Source organism: Rhizobium sp. Root274, from assembly GCF_001429245.1.
In the GTDB taxonomy this organism is placed as follows: Bacteria; Pseudomonadota; Alphaproteobacteria; order Rhizobiales; family Rhizobiaceae; genus Allorhizobium.
On sequence record NZ_LMJE01000001.1, the window covers coordinates 846101 to 865340 of the forward strand.

The 19240-nt window shown below is 62.1% G+C and carries 15 protein-coding genes; 5 read left to right on the forward strand and 10 right to left on the reverse strand.

Going from position 1 to position 19240, the window contains the following annotated elements:
- Window positions 1–50: 50 nt before the first annotated feature.
- Window positions 51–2369, reverse strand: coding sequence for a Tex family protein (locus ASE36_RS04385; RefSeq protein ID WP_062275910.1), 2319 nt, complete (start codon window positions 2367–2369; stop codon window positions 51–53).
- A 171-nt stretch (window positions 2370–2540) separates the two neighbouring features.
- Between ASE36_RS04385 and purD the strand changes: the two genes are divergently transcribed.
- From purD to ASE36_RS04405, 4 genes are all read left to right on the forward strand, one after another.
- A complete protein-coding gene (purD, locus tag ASE36_RS04390; RefSeq protein WP_062275912.1) occupies window positions 2541–3812 on the forward strand; it encodes a phosphoribosylamine--glycine ligase in 1272 nt (423 codons plus the stop codon).
- Between the two features lie 113 nt (window positions 3813–3925).
- On the forward strand, window positions 3926–4378 hold the full coding sequence (locus ASE36_RS04395; protein WP_062275915.1) for a plant virulence effector HPE1-like domain-containing protein: 453 nt from the start codon (window positions 3926–3928) through the stop codon (window positions 4376–4378).
- A gap of 270 nt (window positions 4379–4648) precedes the next feature.
- A complete protein-coding gene (locus ASE36_RS04400) occupies window positions 4649–6478 on the forward strand; it encodes a methyl-accepting chemotaxis protein (protein WP_062275917.1) in 1830 nt (609 codons plus the stop codon).
- A 313-nt stretch (window positions 6479–6791) separates the two neighbouring features.
- A complete protein-coding gene (locus ASE36_RS04405) occupies window positions 6792–8609 on the forward strand; it encodes a methyl-accepting chemotaxis protein (RefSeq protein ID WP_062275919.1) in 1818 nt (605 codons plus the stop codon).
- Window positions 8610–8665: 56 nt separating this feature from the next.
- Here the strand turns inward: ASE36_RS04405 and ASE36_RS04410 are convergent, their stop codons facing one another.
- From ASE36_RS04410 to ASE36_RS04450, 9 genes are all read right to left on the reverse strand, one after another.
- On the reverse strand, window positions 8666–9202 hold the full coding sequence (locus ASE36_RS04410; protein ID WP_156378558.1) for a DUF523 domain-containing protein: 537 nt from the start codon (window positions 9200–9202) through the stop codon (window positions 8666–8668).
- 4 nt (window positions 9203–9206) lie between these two features.
- Window positions 9207–9500: a type II toxin-antitoxin system RelE/ParE family toxin gene (locus tag ASE36_RS04415; RefSeq protein WP_062275923.1), complete on the reverse strand. Its 294-nt coding sequence runs from the start codon at window positions 9498–9500 to the stop codon at window positions 9207–9209.
- Window positions 9493–9744, reverse strand: a complete 252-nt coding sequence (locus ASE36_RS04420; RefSeq protein WP_062275925.1) for a type II toxin-antitoxin system ParD family antitoxin — start codon at window positions 9742–9744, stop codon at window positions 9493–9495. Before ASE36_RS04420 ends, ASE36_RS04415 begins: the two co-directional genes overlap by 8 nt.
- A gap of 105 nt (window positions 9745–9849) precedes the next feature.
- Window positions 9850–12003: a glycine--tRNA ligase subunit beta gene (glyS, locus tag ASE36_RS04425; RefSeq protein WP_062275927.1), complete on the reverse strand. Its 2154-nt coding sequence runs from the start codon at window positions 12001–12003 to the stop codon at window positions 9850–9852.
- 64 nt (window positions 12004–12067) lie between these two features.
- Window positions 12068–12406 (reverse strand): HigA family addiction module antitoxin, encoded by a 339-nt coding sequence (locus ASE36_RS04430; RefSeq protein ID WP_062275929.1) that lies wholly within the window; start codon window positions 12404–12406, stop codon window positions 12068–12070.
- A gap of 144 nt (window positions 12407–12550) precedes the next feature.
- Window positions 12551–13072 carry an endonuclease domain-containing protein gene (locus ASE36_RS04435; protein WP_200945152.1) on the reverse strand — a complete coding sequence of 174 codons (522 nt, stop codon included), beginning with the start codon at window positions 13070–13072 and terminating at the stop codon, window positions 12551–12553.
- 151 nt (window positions 13073–13223) lie between these two features.
- Complete coding sequence (locus ASE36_RS04440) at window positions 13224–15164, reverse strand: DUF2207 domain-containing protein (RefSeq protein WP_062275931.1); 1941 nt, start codon at window positions 15162–15164, stop codon at window positions 13224–13226.
- Window positions 15161–16426, reverse strand: coding sequence for a 3-phosphoshikimate 1-carboxyvinyltransferase (locus tag ASE36_RS04445; RefSeq protein WP_062275933.1), 1266 nt, complete (start codon window positions 16424–16426; stop codon window positions 15161–15163). Before ASE36_RS04445 ends, ASE36_RS04440 begins: the two co-directional genes overlap by 4 nt.
- 36 nt (window positions 16427–16462) lie before the next feature.
- Window positions 16463–17014, reverse strand: coding sequence for a LemA family protein (locus tag ASE36_RS04450; protein WP_062275935.1), 552 nt, complete (start codon window positions 17012–17014; stop codon window positions 16463–16465).
- A gap of 204 nt (window positions 17015–17218) precedes the next feature.
- Between ASE36_RS04450 and ASE36_RS04455 the strand changes: the two genes are divergently transcribed.
- Window positions 17219–19231 carry a sensor histidine kinase gene (locus ASE36_RS04455; protein ID WP_062275937.1) on the forward strand — a complete coding sequence of 671 codons (2013 nt, stop codon included), beginning with the start codon at window positions 17219–17221 and terminating at the stop codon, window positions 19229–19231.
- Window positions 19232–19240 lie beyond the last annotated feature (9 nt).

Sequence of the window (19240 nt, forward strand, 5' to 3'; positions counted from 1 at the left end):
TCGGAGTGATAAGCTCCGGCCTGTCTTTTTCGTCGGGGCGCAGAGAGGCGTTACTTCTTGCGCATGGCCTCGGCAAGGGCCGCACCCAGGCCGCCCATGGCCGGCTGTTCCGGTTTCGGCGGACGGGCGTTCGAGTGCCTCATGGCATTCGCATTGCCCTTGGCATCGCCGCGCATCGAAGGCTGTTGCGCCTCGCCGCCGTCTTTCCGCATGGTGAGCGCGATGCGCTTGCGCTTGACGTCGACCTCGACGACGCGAACCTTCACGACATCGCCGGCCTTCACCACCTCATGCGGATCCTTGACGAAACGATCGGCAAGCTGGGAGACGTGGACGAGGCCATCCTGATGCACGCCGATATCGACAAAGGCGCCGAAGGCGGCAACATTGGTCACGGTCCCTTCCAGCGTCATGCCGATCTTGAGATCGGTGATCTCGTCGACGCCTTCGGCAAAGGTCGCCGTCTTGAAGGACGGGCGCGGGTCGCGGCCGGGCTTTTCCAGTTCAGCGAGAATGTCCTTCACCGTCGGCAGGCCGAACTGTTCGTCGATGAAGCGCTTGGGATCGAGGCTCTTCAAGGTCGCGCTATCGCCCATCAGCGAGCGCAGGTCGCGACCACAGGCGGCGACGATCTTCTTCGCCACGCCATAAGCTTCCGGGTGGACCGAGGAGGCGTCGAGCGGCTCCTTGCCGTTCGGGATGCGCAGGAAGCCGGCGCATTGTTCGAAGGTGCGGGCGCCGAGGCGCGGGACTTTCAGGAGGTCCTTGCGGCTGCCGAAGGGGCCGGTCTCGTCGCGATGGGCGACGATCGCTTCCGCCGTCGTCTTGCCGAGGCCGGAGACGCGGGCGAGCAGCGGGGCAGAGGCCGTGTTCACATCGACGCCGACGGCATTCACCGCGTCTTCAACGACAGCGTCCAGCGAGCGGCCGAGGCGGCCCTGGTCAACGTCATGCTGATACTGGCCGACACCGATCGACTTCGGCTCGATCTTAACGAGTTCGGCGAGCGGATCCTGCAGGCGGCGGGCAATCGAGACAGCGCCACGCAGCGAGACGTCGAGATTGGGGAATTCCTTGGCCGCCGTTTCCGAGGCGGAATAGACGGAGGCCCCGGCTTCGGAGACGATGACCTTGGTGGGCTTCGGCGCGGTGGACGGGAACTGGGCGAGCATATCGGCCACCAGCTTTTCCGTCTCGCGGCTGCCGGTACCATTGCCGATCGAGATCAGTTCGACCTTGTGCTTGCGGATGAGCGAGGCGAGTTCGGCCTGGGTGCCCCGGATGTCGTTCTTCGGCGGGAAGGGATAAACGGTCGTCGTTTCCACCACCTTGCCCGTGCCATCGACGACGGCAACCTTGACGCCGGTGCGGATGCCGGGATCGAGGCCCATGGTCGGGCGGGAGCCTGCGGGAGCGGCGAGCAGCAGGTCCTTGAGGTTGCGGGCGAAGACATGGATGGCCTCTTCCTCGGCCCGCTCGCGCAATTCACGCATGAGGTCGAGCGAGAGGGAGACCGAGAGTTTGACGCGCCAGGTCCAGCCGGCGACATCGAGGAGCCATTGGTCTGCAGGGCCTTTGCCGGCGATCTGATATGCGTTGGCGATCATGCGCTGGCTGGTCTTGACCGGGGACGTGTCGTCGCGATCGACTTCGATCGAGAGCGACAGGAACTCCTCGTTCCAGCCGCGCAGCATGGCAAGCGCGCGGTGACCGGGCACCGTTGCCCAGCGCTCGAAATGGTCGAAGTAATCGGAGAATTTTGCGCCCGCCTCGGCCTTGCCGTCAACGAGCTTGGAATAAAGGATCGCGCGATCCTTCATGTCGTTGCGCAGGCGGCCGATGAGATCGGCGTTTTCCGAGATCTGCTCGGCGATGATGTCGCGGGCACCTTCGAGGGCGGCCTTCACGTCGAGGACTTCCTCGGTGATATAGGCTGCGGCGAGCGTCTGCGGATCGCTGGTGCGGTCGGCGAGGATGGCGTCGGCCAGTGGCTGGAGGCCCTTTTCGCGGGCGATCTCTGCGCGGGTGCGGCGCTTGGGCTTGTAGGGCAGATAGAGGTCTTCGAGTTCGGCCTTGGTGGTGACAGACGCGATCTTGCGGGCAAGCTCGTCGGTCATCTTGCCCTGGCCGTCGATGCTTTCGAAGATCGACTTGCGGCGGGCGGCAAGCTCGCGCAGATAAATCAGCCGTTCGGCGAGATTGCGCAGCTGCGTATCATCGAGGCCGCCGGTCACTTCCTTGCGGTAGCGGGCGATGAAGGGGACCGTTGCGCCTTCATCGAGCAGGCCAACGGCCGATATGACCTGGTCGGGCCGGGCGTTGATCTCGGTGGCAATGAGGGCGGCAATGCTCTTGATGTCGTCGGCCATGGGTCTTCCGTCTGTCGTTTGGACGCGGACCATAGCGGGCGAATGCGGCAAGGCAACGGGCATGCTGCCCACTTCACAGGAAAGCAGGGCATCTCATGGTCAATTCGGCTTGACCTTTCTCCCCTTCCCCCTTAACCGCCGGGCATTCCCTTGTGGCACTGGAGGCTGGTGATGAAGGTTCTGTTGATCGGGTCGGGTGGACGCGAACATGCGCTGGCCTGGAAGATTGCCCAGTCACCGCTGCTGACCAAGCTCTATGCCGCCCCCGGCAATCCCGGAATCGCCGAAGAGGCCGAGCTTGCTACCCTCGACACGGATGATCACGGCGCGGTTGTTGCCTTCTGCAAGGACAAGGGTATCGACTTCGTCGTCGTCGGCCCGGAAGCGCCGCTGGTCGCCGGCATTGCCGATCGTCTTCGCGAAGCCGGTATCGCCGTCTTTGGTCCGTCTGCCGCCGCTGCCCAGCTCGAAGGCTCCAAGGGTTTCACCAAGGATGTCTGCGCCCGCTTCGACATTCCGACCGGGGCGTACCAGCGCTTCAACAATGCGCCAAAGGCCAAGGCCTATGTGCGCGAACAGGGTGCTCCGATCGTCATCAAGGCCGATGGCCTTGCAGCCGGCAAGGGTGTGACGGTTGCGATGACGCTTGACGAGGCGCTGGCAGCGATTGACGACTGTTTTGAGGGTGCGTTTGGGGCTGCCGGTGCGGAAGTCGTGGTCGAAGCCTTTCTTGATGGCGAAGAAGCGAGCTTCTTCTGCCTCTCCGACGGCAAGTCCCTTCTGCCGCTTGCGACGGCTCAGGACCACAAGCGCGTTGGCGATGGCGATACCGGCCCGAACACCGGCGGCATGGGCGCCTATTCGCCGGCACCGGTCATGACGGCAGAAATGGTCGAGCGGACGATGAAGGAGATCATTGAGCCGACCATGCGCGGCATGGCCGAGATGGGCCATCCCTTCCAGGGCGTGTTTTTTGCCGGCCTGATGATCACCGCCAAGGGCCCCGAACTGATCGAATACAATGTGCGCTTCGGCGATCCGGAATGCCAGGTGCTGATGATGCGGCTGAAGAGCGATCTATTGCCGATCCTCTATGCTTCCGCGACCGGCACGCTGGACCAGGTGACGGCCGAATGGAGCGAGGATCCGGCGCTGACCGTGGTTCTGGCGTCCAAGGGCTATCCCGGTGCTTACGAGAAAGCGACGCCGATCGCAGCTCTTCCGCAAGCGGGGGACGGGGCCAAGGTGTTTCACGCGGGTACGGCCCTCAAGAACGGGCAACTGGTCGCGACCGGCGGTCGTGTGCTGAACGCCACGGCGCGTGGCGAAACGGTCGCCGAAGCCCAGGCTTCGGCTTACCGGCTGGTCGATGCCGTCGATTGGCCGAACGGCTTTTGCCGCCGGGACATCGGCTGGCGGGCAATTGCGCGCGAAAAGCCTTGAAAGCCGGGGCTTAAGGCGGAAATCCGCGCATTCGTTCAAATTTTACCAAAGCTCCTGACCGGATCGAAAGAAAGCTGCGCTAGGCTTTTCCCAACAATCGGGGAAAAGACATCATGCGCCGCATCCTTCGTACATCCATGATCCTGGCTGCAGTGGCTGGTGCAACGCCGGCCCTCGCCTCCTCCATCGACCTCGTCAGCGGCCTCGCGACGAACGGCTCAAGCGTGGTCCAGGTTACCTGTGCGCATTGCCCGGCCCTCCAGCCGAAGATCTCCCGAAACCAGTATCAGGTTCCGAGCGTGGCGTCGGGCGATCAGTCTGCCGAGGTGGTGGACGTGAACGGCCAGAAGAAGCTGAAGCGCGTGGAAAGCTGGCTCGGCGGCTCGCCTGTTGTGTTCATGACATCCGCCGAGGGCTGGGCGACCAAAGGCTCTGTCATCGTTGCCAGTGCCCCGGCCCCGGACGGGGTGGACCCCAGCGCCACCACGGCAGCGGTTGCCAATGTTTCGCTTCCCGACGGCCCGGTGCAGATCAACCAGGCAGGCTTCGAGCTTCGGCTGAAGTAACGACATCTCCCGCAGCGCCTTACGATCCGGGTTCTGCGGCACATCGTGGTGACACACGGATATAGCGCCCGGTCCAGTCCCGGCGCTATGTCGTTTTCCCCTATTTATTGCGGGTAATTTTTCACGGGCGAATATTCTTAACCGCTTAAAGTCATATCAATCTTTCGCGATGACTCTGGGCCTGAATATGACCGGCCATGAGGGCCGCTGCTCCCCCCTTGTTCCCGGATCTCAACCGACCCGTTCGGTTCGACGAAAGCTTGGCTGACCATGAAAAATCTCCGTATTTCCCTCCAACTGTTCGTGCTCATCGGCGGCATGATGGCGGCTTTCGCCACGGCCACCTATTTTGAAGTGCGATCGGCGACCGCCACGATTTACCAGCAACGCTACGAATTGCTGCGGACCCAGGTGGAGTCGGCGCTTTCCATCCTCCAGGATTTCAACGACCGGGCCGTCGCCGGCGAGTTTTCCGTCGATGAAGCGAAGACCCGCGCCTATACGCTGCTCAACAAGATGAAGTTCGAGCCGGACGGCTATTTCTTCGGCTACGACTATGATGTCGTGATGGTCTTCCATCCCACGTCCAAGGATGTCGGCAAGAGCAACAAGGGCAAGGCGGACGGAAACGGATTCGCCTATCGCGACGAAATGGTGCGCCTCGGTCAGACCGGCGGCGGATTCGTCGAATTCATTGGTCCGAAGCCGGGCAAGGATCCGGAAGATCGCACCTATCCCAAGGCTGCCTATGCCAAGGCCTTCGAGCCCTGGAAGATCGTGGTCGCCACCGGCCTTTACACCGACGACCTGAAGGCGGAAATCCGGGCCAGCATCATCAAAACCGTCAGCGTCTCGCTTGGCATTTTCGTTGCGGCTCTGTTTGCTGCCTATTTCGTGGTGCGCGGCATCACCCGCCCACTCAACGCCATTCATGATGCGCTGGAAGCGGTGGCGGACGAAAACGTCTCGATCGCCATCCCGCACACGGATATGAGCAATGAAGTCGGCATGATGGCCAAGGCGACGCAGAGCCTGCAGGAGAAGATCCGCGAACGCCACGCGCTTGCTGCCCGCCAGGAAGAACAGCAGCGCGAACTGGATGGCGAGCGCCAGCAGAATTCGGACATGCAGCTCGCAGAAGCGCGCCAGCAGGCCCATGTCGTGGCCACGATCGGTGCATCGCTTGCCAATCTGGCTGACGGTGACCTGACCGTGCGTTGCGCCGATCTCGGCCCGAAATATGCCGGCCTGCGCGACAACTTCAACGAGGCGCTGGCGCGTCTCGAAGAGGCCATGGCCAGGGTCAACCTCAAGGGCAACGACATTGCCGTGTCGAAGGAAGAGATCCGCCGCGCCTCCGGCGAGCTTGCCACCCGCACAGAGCGCCAGGCCGCGAACCTTGAGGAAACCTCGGCGGCGCTCGACGAACTGACCGTTGCAGTTCGTCACACGGCAGAGGGTGCCCGCGAAGCAGCGAGCCGTGTTGGAGCTGTCAGCGGCGAGGCGAAGCAGAGCGACGAGATCGTGACACGCGCCATCAATGCAATGAGCGGTATCGAGCAGTCGTCGGCCGAGATCACCAAGATCATCGGCGTGATCGACGAAATCGCCTTCCAGACCAACCTTCTGGCATTGAATGCCGGCGTCGAGGCGGCACGCGCCGGCGAAAGCGGCAAGGGCTTTGCAGTCGTTGCCCAGGAAGTGCGCGAGCTTGCACAGCGCTCGGCAGCTGCCGCCAAGGAGATCAAGGACCAGATCGCCCGCTCGTCCGCCCAGGTTGAACAGGGCGTGCAGCTGGTTGGCCAGACCGGCGAGGCGCTGAAGCGCATCTCCGACCAGATCGCCAGCGCCAACGACATCGTGTCGAAGATTTCGCACAGCGCCCAGGAACAGGACACCACCCTGCGCTCGATCTCGTCCTCGATGAACCAGCTCGATCAGGCGACCCAGCAGAATGCTGCAATGGCCGAAGAGACCACGGCATCTGCCGAAGTTCTTGCCAATGACACGGGTGATCTTCTGAACCTGATCCGCAGCTTCAAGACCGGTCAGCAGACGGCGCATGCTGCCACGCACCAGCCGATGCGCAAGGCTGGCTGAGGCTAACATCTTTCCAGGTCGTATCGAAACCGCCGGCCATCGCCGGCGGTTTTTTGTTATCCGCCGCACCGCTTGCAGCTTTTTGTGACGTGGGCGGCGGAAAGGCTTGACGTGAAGGCAATTGATCGTTGCTAAATCATTGTTTCCTAATATCAAAATACCTTATATTATTTTTATTTAAGTAAAATTTTACGAGAGAAGGACCAGTGTGTCCTCCACACCGGTGGCTGCATGAAGCGCGCCCGGGCGACAGGGGAACGGTCGCCACTTCGGAAGGATACCGACCGGACAATTCCTTTCGGAGGAGGCTCCATTGAAGAACCTAAAGATTTCCAGACAACTCTTTCTCCTGATCTGTGGATTGATGCTCGCCTTCGGCATGGCGACCTATTTCCAGATCAAGAGCACGTCCAATGCAATTTTTGCCGAACGCTACGACCTGCTGCGCAGCCAGGTGGACTCCGCGATCTCGATCCTCAAGGGATACGACGCACGGGTGAAGGCGGGCGAAATGAGCATGGAAGATGCTAGAGCCCAGGCGTTCAAGACCATGTCGACGGTGGCCTATGAGCCGAACGGCTACATGTTCGGTTTCGACTACGATGTCACCATGCTGTTTCATCCGGTTGCCGCGCAGGTCGGCCTCAACCAGAAGGGACAGCCGGACAAGAACGGCAAGATGTTCCGCGAGGAGATGATCGAGAAGGCGCGCAATGGCGGCGGCATCACCGAATATTCGTGGACCAAGCCAAACGACCAGAGCGGTGCAGTGTTTCTGAAGGCGGCCTATAGCAAAGCCTTCGAGCCCTGGCAGGTGGTGGTCGGAACCGGTGTCTACATCGACGATCTTCAGGAGAAGATCAACGCGATGATCTGGAAGGCCGTGGTGATCGGCGGCAGCGTCGTCGTCTTCGGACTGCTGGCCGCCTTTATCATCATCCGTGGCATCAGCCGTCCCCTGACGGCCATCCACGGCGCGCTGACCGCCGTGGCGGAAGAGAATGTTGCGATCGCCATTCCCCATACGGAAATGGGCAACGAGGTGGGCATGATGGCGAAAGCGACCCTTGCCCTTCAGGAGAAGGTCCGTGAACGCCAGGCTCTGGCGCGCCGCCAGGCCGAGCAGCAGCAGCAGATCGACCAGGAGCGCCAGCACAATCTCGACACGCAGCAGAGCGATGTCGCCGAACAGGCCCGCGTGGTATCGCAGATCGGCAAAGCGCTGGAAGCCATGGCGCAAGGGGACCTGACCACACGCTGTGGAGACCTTGGCCCTCGCTACAGTGTCTTGCGCGACAACTTCAACGAGGCGCTCGATCATCTGGAAACGGCTCTGGCGCGGGTGAGCGCCAAGGGCGTCGAGATCGCCGGTTCAAAGGAAGAGATCCGTCGCGCCTCGCACACGTTGTCGCAGCGCACCGAGCATCAAGCGGCCAATCTGGAAGAGACTTCGGCAGCCCTCGACGAGCTGACTGTCGCCGTGCGCCAAACCGCTGAAGGCGCGCAGGAGGCAGCCCAGCGCGTGCAGACGATCTCGTCGGAAGCAGCGCGCTCCGACGCGGTCGTTGCCGAAGCGATCGGCGCCATGGGCTGCATCGAACAATCGTCTGCCGAGATTACCAAGATCATCGGCGTGATCGATGAGATCGCCTTCCAAACCAACCTTTTGGCGCTGAATGCAGGCGTCGAGGCTGCCCGCGCGGGCGAAAGCGGCAAGGGCTTTGCCGTCGTCGCCCAGGAAGTGCGTGAACTCGCCCAGCGTTCGGCTGCCGCCGCAAAGGAAATCAAGGACCAGATCTCCCGCTCGTCCGGTCAGGTGCGCAACGGCGTGCAGCTCGTCGGCGAGGCCGGCGCCGCACTCAAGCGGATCTCCGACCAGATCCAGTCGGCGAGCAACATCGTGACCAAGATCGCCCATTCGGCGACGGAGCAGGACACGACTCTGCGCTCGATCTCGTCTTCGATGAACCAGCTGGACGCCGCGACCCAGCAGAATGCGGCGATGGCAGAAGAGACCACCGCTTCGGCCGAGGTTCTGGCCGGCGACACCGAGGAACTGTTGAACCTGATGCGCAGCTTCCGCACCCGGGCAGAGCAGACCTATGCCACACCGATGCGCAAGGCGGGCTGACGCCTTGCCGCATCGATGATCAAGGCCGTCGGAGCGATCCGGCGGCCTCTTTCGTTTCAGCTCAGGTATTGGACCCGTTCGGCGAGAAGGTGCAGCTCGTGGTTGGAGAAGACCTCGATGCCGGCCTGCCGCATCAAGGCTGCGGTCACGCCGAAGCCGGGCTGGCGGGTGCCGGAAAAGGAGCCATCATAGATGAAGCCGGGCTGGCGGGTGCCGGAAAAGGAGCCATCATAGATGAAGCCGGAGCCGCAGGAGGGGCTGCCATCGATCAAGAGTGCGAAGCGACAGCCTTGCTCCCCGGCAAAGGCCACGGCCCTCTTCCCACCATCGATGAACTCCGCCGTCACATCGCATCCGGTGAGCTCCAGAACGCGGGCGCGACCGGCGAGCACGTCCTCGCCATTCATGCCGCCCTCGATTTCGGCGGGTGGACGCGGCGTCGGCAGACCACCGGCCTGTTCCGGACAGAAGCCGACGAGCCGGCCCTCGCTTTTCCAGCGCTCGATCATGGGATCATTCAGCGGCTTGCCTTTGCCATCATAGCGGACCGGGCGACCGAGCAGACAGGCGCTGATGAGGATTTTGGGGGGCATAGGATCAGTCATCCAACAGGCGCGAGACGCCGGCTCGCTCGTGGAGAATACTAATGATTTCGACCATGCCATCCTCCAACACGACATAGAAAATCAGATGCGAGCCTGACCGGCGACGACGGTAGCCCGACCGCACCGATGCCTCTTCTTTGCCCGCAAACGGATGGGTTCCGGCAATCATGGCCAAGATCTGCTTGAGGTACCGCTCCGCCTGAACCTCGGACCAACGATCCCGCGGGTAGTCACCGATCTCAAGAAAGTCCCGGCGTGCAGCAGGGCTGAGCCGGATCTCAGCCACGGCTATTCCATCTTTCGCGAACAACCGCCATGAGGTCTTCCGGATCGAAGGGCACGGACGGCCCACTGTTCTCGCCCTCGATCAGCGCATTGCGCAGCCATTCGACCCGGGCCTGCTCTTCCTTCAGAAGCTGCAGGCCGGCCTCGACCACCTCTTGCGCCGAGTTGAATTGACCGCTTTCGACCTGGGCATCAATGAAGCGGTCATAGGGTTCAGCAATGGTGACCTGAACGGGTTTGTTCATGGGGATGGGTCCGGGTCTCTTCAGGTCTAGGATAACACAAGAAACCAAGGTCAGAAAATCGGTGACTGAAAACAAAAGACCCCGCCAAAGCGGGGTCTCACATCATCAACCCGTGATCTTGGAGAAGTCCGCGACGGTTGCGGTCGCCTCGCGGATGGCCTTCAAGAGCGCCAGGCGGTTGGCGCGGATCGCGGCGTCCTCGTCGTTGACCAGGACATCCTCGAAGAATGTGTCGACCGGGCCGCGCAGCGTCGAGAGCGCCTGCATGGCGGAGCGGAAGTCTTCGGATGCGACGGCTTCGGCAGCCGACTTCGACGCCGACTGGATGGCGGCGAAGAGTGCCTTTTCGGCGTCGAGCTTCAGCAGGGCTTCCGAGACGCCATCGGCGACGACGGTGCCCTTCTTCTCTTCGGCGGCCAGCAGCTGGGTGGCGCGCTTGGTGCCGGCCAAGAGGTTCAGGCCGTCTTCCGAGGTGATGAAGGCGGTCAAGGCTTCGGCCTTGCGGGCGACCATCAGCAGGTCGTCGGCCTCAGGCGTCAGCACGGCATCGATGATGTCGTGGCGAGCGCCCTGGTCGCGCAGGTAGACTTTTAGGCGGTCGTGGAAGAAGGAGAGGAGGTCCGCATCCTTGGCAATCGTGGCGATCGGCAGGCGGATGCCCTTCTCCAAAATCATCCGAACCACGCCCAGCGCCGCACGGCGCAGCGCGTAGGGGTCCTTCGAACCGGTAGGCTTTTCGTCGATCGCCCAAAAGCCCACAAGTGTGTCGAGCTTGTCGGCGAGCGCGATGGTCAGGCCGACCTTGTCTTCCGGCAGCCGGTCGGACGGGCCGTTCGGCTTCCAGTGGTCTTCGATCGCGGCAGCGACGGAGGTGTTTTCACCCTGCAGAAGCGCGTATTTGCGGCCCATGGCGCCCTGGAGTTCGGGGAATTCGCCGACGGCTTCGGTGCGCAGATCGGCTTTCGCGAGCACCACGGCGCGGTCGACGACAGCGGCATCCGCGCCGACCATCGGAGCCAGCACCTTGGCCAGTTCGCGGATGCGCGTCACGCGCTCACCCTGTGTTCCGAGCTTGGCGTGGAAGGTGACGTTGAGCGCATCGAGCTTGGCCATGCGCTGGTCGAGCGGCTTCTTCAGGTCCAGGTCGAATTTGGCGGCGGAGGCCTGCAGCGTGTCGAGGTCCGGCAGGTCGCCCTGGTCGCGCTTCCAGAAATGCAGCGCATCCGACAGGCGGGCGCGCACGACCTTGCCATTGCCATGCATGATCTCGCGGCCGCCATCGGTGGCCTGGATGTTGGAGATCAGGATGAAATGGTTGGAGAGCTTGTCGGTCTCACCCTGCGGGCGCACGACAAAGCACTTCTGATTGGTCTTGATGGTGAGGCGGATGATCTCGGCCGGGATCGAGAGGTAGTCCTCTTCAAACGTGCCGAGCAGGACCTGCGGCCATTCGACGAGGCCGGAGACTTCTTCCAGCAGGCCCTCGTCCTCGACCAGTTCCAGGCCGTTGGCAAAGGCGATGTCGCGGGCGTCGTGCAGGATCATGTCCTTGCGGCGCTCGGCATCGAGGATGACCTTGGCGCGTTCCAGGTTGGTGACGTAGTCATCGAAGCGCTTGACCGTGATGGCATCAGGCGCGTGGAAGCGATGGCCATAGGTGACGTTGGAAGCCACGATTCCGTCGATCTCGAAGGGGATGACCTGAACTTCGTCATGCTCAGGGCCGAAGGTGCAGACGATGGACTGCAGCGGGCGCACCCAACGCAGGCTTTCCATGCCCTTGCCCTCGATGCCGCCATAGCCCGAGCCCTTGGGCATGGAGGCAAAGCCGGAGCGCATCGATTTGGGCCAAGGGAAGGCCCTGATGATGCCGGGCATGACATCGGCGATGATCTCTTCCGCCGCACGGCCGGGCTTTTCCAGATAGGCAACGTAGAAGTCGCCCTTTTTCGGATCGGTCTTGACGATGGCCTGATCGATCGAAGTGAGACCCGCCCCACGCAGGAAGCCGTCAATCGCACCTTGCGGTGCGGAGACGCTCGGACCCTTCTTCTCTTCCTTGATATCGGCCGAGCGGGCGGTGAGGCCGCGGATATCGAGCGTCAGGCGCCGCGGCGTCCAATATTCGCGCGCGCCCTCATAGGTCAGACCGGCATCGACGAGCGCATCGGTGACCATCTTCTTCAGATCGCCAGCCGCCTTGCGCTGCATGCGCGCGGGGATTTCTTCGGAGCGGAGTTCGAGCAGGAGATCGGGCATCGGGTCTGACTTTTTGAGCTGTTGCAAAGGGCTGCGGGGGGCTTAGCAAGCCGCGCGGCAAAAGTCATCCATGCTTCGGTGTAAATTGGCGGGTGGATCCGGCCGCGGACATATCTGTGCGGACGGGAATGGCCGCGAGTTCATCAGCCTTCGCCGCCGCTTCGGTCTTGAGGTCGTAGCTCGTCTGCAGGTTCATCCAGAATTGTGGCGACATGTCGAAATAACGAGCAAGACGCAGCGCGGTATCTGATGTCAACGATGTTTGCTCGCTGACCAGGCGTTCTATGCGGGTGCGCGGCACGTTCAAATGCCGTGCAAGCGCGCCAGCACTCAAGCCCATGGGCTCCAGAAACTCGTCCCGCAGAATTTCGCCGGGATGGACGGGCGGCAGCACAATGGTCACGACATGTCTCCTTCTCAGTAATAGTCGACGATCTCGACATGATCTGCGCCATTGTCGGACCAGATGAAGCGTAGGTCACCCCCACCCGCGCGTTCCGCGCGACCTCCCCCTCAAGGGGGAGGTGGGTGGCGCGGCGCTGGCGTTTCAGCCACCCTCCCCTTGAGGGGGAGGGTCGGAGCGAAGCTCCGGGGTGGGGTGATCCGGTGTTGACTGAGGAGGTTTCTCTTGGACGAGTGCCGTTGCCTGGTACTGAGCCCTCCGGATGGGGCCATCTTCAGGGTACAGTTCAAGGAATATCTCACGCTCACGGACCGCAGCATAGATCGCATCCAGGACAGCTTCGAGTTCTGTCAGAATTTCGGCATTCCAGAAGCGGATCACCTTGTATCCCTGTTTCTCCAAGAAGGCCGTTCGCGCCGCATCTCGTTTAAGCCCCTCGTCCGTGGCATGCTGGGAACCGTCGAGTTCAATGACCAACCCAATCTGGTGGCAGGCAAAGTCCGCGAAGTACTGACCGATCGGGACCTGACGGCGAAAGTGGCTGCCATCAATCGGAATGCGCCAGAGATGCCGCCAGAGTTTTCGTTCGGCATCCGTGCTCGTCGATCGCAGACGTCTGGCATTGGCGCGGCGAAAGCCATCCATAGAGGTGGTAGGTCTGGGCATGTTTCTGGCTCCCCAACCATAACCTACCCATGGAACGTCAAATCTCAGCGCGTTGCAACTCTCGGCATTGAGGGGAAATTGGAGAGTTTGGCCGGGTTCACCCCCACCCGCCGCTTCACGGCGACCTCCCCCCTCAAGGGGGAGGTGGGTGTTACCACCCTCCCCCGCCGCCGCCGCCACCGCCGCCGCCGGAGGAACCTCCGGAAAAGCCCGAGGACGAGGAAGACGATGAGCTGGAAGGCGGAGGTGTCGGGATGGTGGAGGCGATGGTCGAAGCCATGGAAGAGGAGAAGCCGCCGATGCGGCCACCGAAGCCGCCGGGGTTGTTGCCGTGGTACCAGGCGGGGTTGTACGCGCTCGCTGCGGCGCCAGCTGCGGCAGAAGCGAGCCAGGTTTCGAAGGTTTGCGACCAGGGCTTTTCGAGACCGAGGGCCACGGCATAAGGCAGGAGCTTTTCGAAGTGGCTGGGCGACATCTTTGGCGCACCGGCCATGTTCATCCGGTCCTTTTCGGCGAGCGTCAGATAGATCTTCAAGCCCTCGATACCGTCCATCAGCTTGCGGCCGAGCGGGGTGGGCGCCCCCATGAGGAAGAAGAAGAGGAAGTTGACAAGCAGGATGCCGCCGAAGGCAAGGAGCAGCGGGATCTGGTGGGTCTGCTCCAGATCCATCCACATGGAGAGCAGCATCAGCGCCATGGTGGAGAAGGCGACGAAGCCGATGACGGCGAGTGCGAGAATCGAAAAGATCTTGGTGAAGAGCGAGCGGCCACGCTGGAACATCTTGACGAGGCCGACGGTGAAGCTGCCGAAGAAGATGGAGAAGAAGGTGGGCACCAGCATCAATGCATAGACATCGTCGTCCAGCGTGCCGAAGATGAACAAGGCGATGATGAAGACGACGGACATGCCGATGCCGAAGCTGATATAGCCGGCATTGCCCTTGTAATACTTGTCGCGGTGTTCCTTCTCGATGGCCGAGCGGAAGGCGGAGCCGACCGTCTGGACCCTCTTGCCGTTTTCCTTGTCGATGACGAGTTCGTTGCCCGCCGACGGGATTTCCTTGAGGAGCAAGGCCTGGCCGGATTCGAGCGTGCCTTCGACCGGCTTCTTCGTGCGGCGAATGGTGATGCCGCTGTCGAGATCGTCGAGTTCGACATAGCCTTTGACGGCGAGATCGAGAGCCGAGGCCGACAAAGCGGTCCAGCCGCCACCGGAAAAGCCCTTGTTGTCGATGTAGTTAACCAGCGCCGGGGAAATGCCGTCAGGCGCATCCCAGCGCGGCACGATCACGCCCTTTGCCGGATCACGACCGACGGCCAACCAGGAGCGCAGATAGTAGAGCGAGACGACGATGAAGCCGCCGAAGGCGATGATAAAGTTCAGGTTGTCGCGCAGGAACCACCAGAAACCTTCTTTAGCGGAGGGTGCAGAGACAAGGCCTTTGGCGAAAGCAAGGACAATGGTCAAGCCTTCCTGTGATCCGAGCGGCGCGGTCGTTTCGAATTCCAGCCCGTTGGAGCCCGGGATCGCACGTGCGTTTTTGTCCGTCGACCCCATGGGCCCGGTATAGACGGTGGTCTTTGTCGGCACGGCATCACCTGGCAGGCTCACGGTGGCACTCGCCTGTTCGATCGGGAACATCCAGCCATTGCCGGTCACGTTCCAGTAGAGTTCGTCGTGGTCGTCGAAATAGCGGATCTGGCGCCCGGTGCGATAGGTGATCGCATAGGTGTATTCGCCGGGCTCCAGGAAGACGTCGGCGGACCCGGTATAGATGCGGACGCCGCCCGCAACGCTTTCGGTGTGGTAGTCTTCCGGCTCGCCGTCCCGCTCGACAGACAGCAGCTCGAAATCGACCTGATGGCGGAAGCCCTTCTCGTCGACGGCGTAGAGCGGGAAGTCGCGGAAGATGCCGCGCTTGATGTCATCGCCTTCGGCATTGACGATGATCGTTTCCGTCACTTCGATCGAAGCGTCGGCGGCGACCGTGATGTCGGCGTGATAGTCGCGGATCACCTCCTCGGCCTGCGCACCGCACGCCATCCAGATGAGGAGAAGGAAAGCGGAGCACAGACGAAGGAGTGTCGTCATTTCTTGTCGTTCCTGACGAGGTCGACGCCGAGGGAGGCGAGCGCATCCCAGTAGCCGGGATAGGTCTTGGCCACGCAGCCGGGGTCGAGAATGGTGATGTCGCGGATCTTCAGGCCGGCAAGCGCAAAGCTCATGGCGATGCGGTGATCGGCATAGGTGTCGATTGAAGCTGGCAGCGACTGGCCGACAAGCGATGGATCGGAGAAGACGAGCAGGTCGTCGCCCTCTTCTTTCGCCAGGCCTTCGCGAATGTTGTTGAGGCCGGTCGAGACGGCGCGGATGCGATCGCATTCCTTGACACGCAGGTTCTCGATGCCGACGAAACGCACCGGCGTCTCGTTGAAGGCGGCAAGCACCGCGATCGTCGGGATCGCGTCCTGCATCTGACTGCCGTCGATCACGTCGGGCATATGCGGGAACTGGGCGATCACGTCATAGGCCTTGGCATCCGGCTGGGTGAAAGCGTCCGACGGCGTGCCGATATCGATCCGGCCCTTGGTCAGGACTTCCGCCCCCCAGAGATAGGTGGCGGCAGAAGCATCCGGTTCGATCTGGAAATCGGTCGCGGTGTAACCGGTGGGCTGGATGACCCAGGACGAGGGTGTCGTCTGCTCGACCTTGGCACCGAAGGCGCGCATGGCCGACATCGTCAGGTCGATGTAACCACGGGCGCCGATATCGGCACCGGCAAGCTCGATGGTGAACGGCTCGGAACCGCAGGCGGCTGCCATCTGAAGAGCCGAAACGTATTGGCTCGATAGGCCGGCATCGATGACGACGTGGTTCTTCTTGAAGGCGCCATTGGCGTCGATCGCAACCGGCGGACAGCCCGAGGGTGCGGCGATGGCAACACCGAGGGACTGAAGAGCCTCGACCAGCGGCTTGATCGGGCGCTTGCGCATGTGCTCGTCGCCATCGACGACATACCGACCCTTGCCCAAAGCCAGTGCAGCGGTGAGGAAGCGGGTCGCTGTGCCGGCATTGCCAAGGAAGAGCGGGGCTTCCGGCGCCTTCAGCTCGCCTGAGCTGGTGACGACGAAGGTGGTGGCATCCGGCTCCTCGACGGTGACCCCCATCTGGCGCAGCGCTTCGGCCATGTAGCGCGTGTCGTCACTTTTCAGCGCGCCGGTGAGCCGGCTCGTGCCCTTGGCAAGGCCGGCGAGCAGCAGCGCGCGATTGGTGATGGACTTCGAACCCGGAGGGCTCACCTTGCCGGTCAGGGCATGGGTGGGCGGAAGGATGGTCACACTGTCAGTCGTCATGGATCCCAGTCTCAATGCATCGTCCGGCGAAGGGCGTCAGAACTTGACCGTCGGTACCGCACGGTCGGCCTCGTTGGCAATCTCGAAATAAGGTTTCTTCGAGAAGCCGAACTGACCGGCGACGAGGTTCGAGGGGAAGCTCTCGACCTTCACGTTCAAATCGCGGGCAGCGCCATTGTAGTAGCGGCGCGACATCTGGATTTCACCCTCGACTGTTTCGAGCGACTTCTGCAGTTCGAGAAAATTCTGGTTTGCCTTCAGGTCCGGATAGGCTTCGGAGAGCGCGATCACCTTGCCAAGGGCTGCTCCCAGCAATCCTTCGGCCTGAGCGCGGCCTGCGACATCGCCTGCCGGCACGGCCTGCGCCTTGTTGCGCAGTTCGACAACGCTTTCGAGCGTGCCTTTTTCGTGACCGGCATACCCCTTCACTGTCTCGATCAGATTGGGGATGAGATCGGCGCGGCGCTTCAACTGAACATCGATGCCGGACCAGGCTTCCTCGGCCATCTGCCGGGCCTTGACGAGGCCGTTGTAGACGAAGACGAGATAGGCGGCGATGGCGGCGATGATGGCAAGTGTCGTGAACATGATGCGGAGGCTCCCCAGCTGAATTGGCGGCACGTTAGCCTTTTGTTTTTGCAAAGTCATGATGGAAGACGCAGGTGAGCGCACTTGGCCGCCGTTTCCACCGAATGCCAGCAGGTCGCTCAAATTGCAGCGAAGTTCTTCCGCCTCATTTAATTCGGATAATCTAATGTAGATATCCGAGCAGCTTTCAAGCGGGACCTGCATATGCAGCCGATGACGTGGAACGACCTGCCTGTCTGGGCCTTGCTGGCCGATCGCGACATACTTCGCGCAGCAACCCCTGAACGTCGACTGGCGGACGTGCTCAACGAAGTGAGCGGTGTGATCACCACGATCGCTCCTTTGGACCTTGCGCCTGCCTCGGCCATCTATCTGGTCGACAGTCAGCATGACCGGCATCGCCTGTTTCACCAATGCGCCGCCGACGAGTTCGCTCTGCCGATCGACATCTGTCCGGAAGACGGCATGCCGCCCTCCGTAACCGGGCGATCGAAATCCGCGATTTACTGCCTGGCGATCCACCATCCTTCGGGCCAGCGCATGGGATCCGTGTTTTTCTTCGGCCGCACGGCCAAGCGGATGAGCCAGGAGAAACTCGCCATCCTGCGTCTGCTGACGGAAGAGATCGCGACGATCATCACGCACCGGAATGGCGGCACCGGGACGCTCATCGACATGGTCGAACTCTCGACCGACGAAATCTATGTCTTCGATCCACAAAGCCTGCAGATCACCCGGGCCAATGCCACGGCCAGCGTCCGCACCGGCTATTCCGCCCAGGCGCTCTCCACGATGACCCCGGCGGAGTTGAAGGCCGGGATTTCCGAGGCGGATTACCGGGCGCGGCTCGTGCCCTTGCTGCTGGGGCGCACCCAGAAGATCTGCTTCGACACGATCCAAAGGCGGCGGAACGGCACCGTTTATCCCGTCAAGGTGCAGGTCTGGCGGATCAAAGGCGAGGAGACGGATATCTTCGCCGAAGTGGCGATCGCCACCGCCGATCAGCGCAAGGCCTTCGGCCTTTTGGAACAAGTGTTCGACGCAATCCCCGGCGGCATCGGGGTTTTCGACAACCGGTCGCGGCTGTTGATGGCGAACCGCAGGCTCTATGACCTGATGAACATCCCGCCGGAGCTTTTTCCGCCGGGATCCTCCTTCGAGGACATCCTGCGCTACAATGCCTGCCGGGGCGAATGGGGCGATGGCGACCACGAGGCGATGGTGCGCGAGCGCGTCGAACAGGCGGAACTCGGGCTGCCCTATAGCTTCGAGCGCGAGCGGACGAGCGGCAAGGTGCTCGCAGTCCGCTCCGAGCCGCTGTCGAATGGCGGTTACGTCCTCAGTTACTCCGACATCACCGTGCGCAAGCGGGCGGAGAAGGACCTGATCCGCAATCGCGATGAGCTGGAAAGAACGGTGCGGCAGCGCACGGCGGAGATTGCCGCACAGGCGGCGGCGCTCGAAGAGGCGCTGCAGCAGGAAAAGAACATCAACGCCATGCAGCGGCAGTTCGTCGCCATGACCAGCCATGAATTCCGTACGCCGCTTGCGATCATCGACGGCGCCGCCCAACGGCTTTTGCGAAAGAAGGGCGGCATCGACACCGCCTTCCTGGGTGAAAAGACGCAGCAGATCCGCTCCGCCGTCGCACGCATGGTCGAACTGATGGAGAGCTTTCTTTCGGCAGGCCGGATGGAAACCGGCAAGGCGGAGCTTTCGCTGGTCGACTGCGCGCTGCACAAGCTGGTCGAACAGGCGATCAAGCGACAGAAGCTTTCCTCGCATCACCACCGTTTCGAAACGGATATCGACGCCTTGCCGCCGATGATCCGCTGCGACGCGCTTGGCATCTCGCAGGTGATCACCAACCTGTTGTCGAACGCGATCAAATATGCGCCTCGCGCCCCCGACATCCTGATCCGAGGCTGGGAAGAGGAAGGCTTTGTCTTCCTCTCCGTCAAGGACGAAGGCGTCGGCATCGATGCCGAAGACATCGGCAAACTCTTCCAGCCCTATTTCCGCGCCCGCACCTCGACCGGCATTGCCGGCACCGGCATCGGACTGTCGCTCGTCAAGCAGATCGTCACGCTGCATGACGGCGACATCTTCGTCGAGAGCGAGCGCGGCAAGGGCACAACATTCACCTTGGTGCTGCCGGTCAAGGGACCGGCACAAGCCAGCGAGACCGAGGCGGCAGCGGAGGTTCATGCCGCGTGATCCCTGACG

Excerpts from the sequence above, each read along its gene's own strand:
- ASE36_RS04395 (WP_062275915.1), top strand. The coding sequence starts at position 3,926 with ATGCGCCGCATCCTTCGTACATCCATGATCCTGGCTGCAGTGGCTGGT.
- ASE36_RS04385 (WP_062275910.1), bottom strand. The coding sequence starts at position 2,369 with ATGGCCGACGACATCAAGAGCATTGCCGCCCTCATTGCCACCGAGATC.
- ASE36_RS04440 (WP_062275931.1), bottom strand. The coding sequence starts at position 15,164 with ATGACGACACTCCTTCGTCTGTGCTCCGCTTTCCTTCTCCTCATCTGG.
- ASE36_RS04445 (WP_062275933.1), bottom strand. The coding sequence starts at position 16,426 with ATGACGACTGACAGTGTGACCATCCTTCCGCCCACCCATGCCCTGACC.
- purD (WP_062275912.1), top strand. The coding sequence starts at position 2,541 with ATGAAGGTTCTGTTGATCGGGTCGGGTGGACGCGAACATGCGCTGGCC.
- ASE36_RS04450 (WP_062275935.1), bottom strand. The coding sequence starts at position 17,014 with ATGTTCACGACACTTGCCATCATCGCCGCCATCGCCGCCTATCTCGTC.
- ASE36_RS04435 (WP_200945152.1), bottom strand. The coding sequence starts at position 13,072 with ATGCCCAGACCTACCACCTCTATGGATGGCTTTCGCCGCGCCAATGCC.
- ASE36_RS04400 (WP_062275917.1), top strand. The coding sequence starts at position 4,649 with ATGAAAAATCTCCGTATTTCCCTCCAACTGTTCGTGCTCATCGGCGGC.
- ASE36_RS04420 (WP_062275925.1), bottom strand. The coding sequence starts at position 9,744 with ATGAACAAACCCGTTCAGGTCACCATTGCTGAACCCTATGACCGCTTC.
- ASE36_RS04455 (WP_062275937.1), top strand. The coding sequence starts at position 17,219 with ATGCAGCCGATGACGTGGAACGACCTGCCTGTCTGGGCCTTGCTGGCC.
- ASE36_RS04410 (WP_156378558.1), bottom strand. The coding sequence starts at position 9,202 with ATGCCCCCCAAAATCCTCATCAGCGCCTGTCTGCTCGGTCGCCCGGTC.
- glyS (WP_062275927.1), bottom strand. The coding sequence starts at position 12,003 with ATGCCCGATCTCCTGCTCGAACTCCGCTCCGAAGAAATCCCCGCGCGC.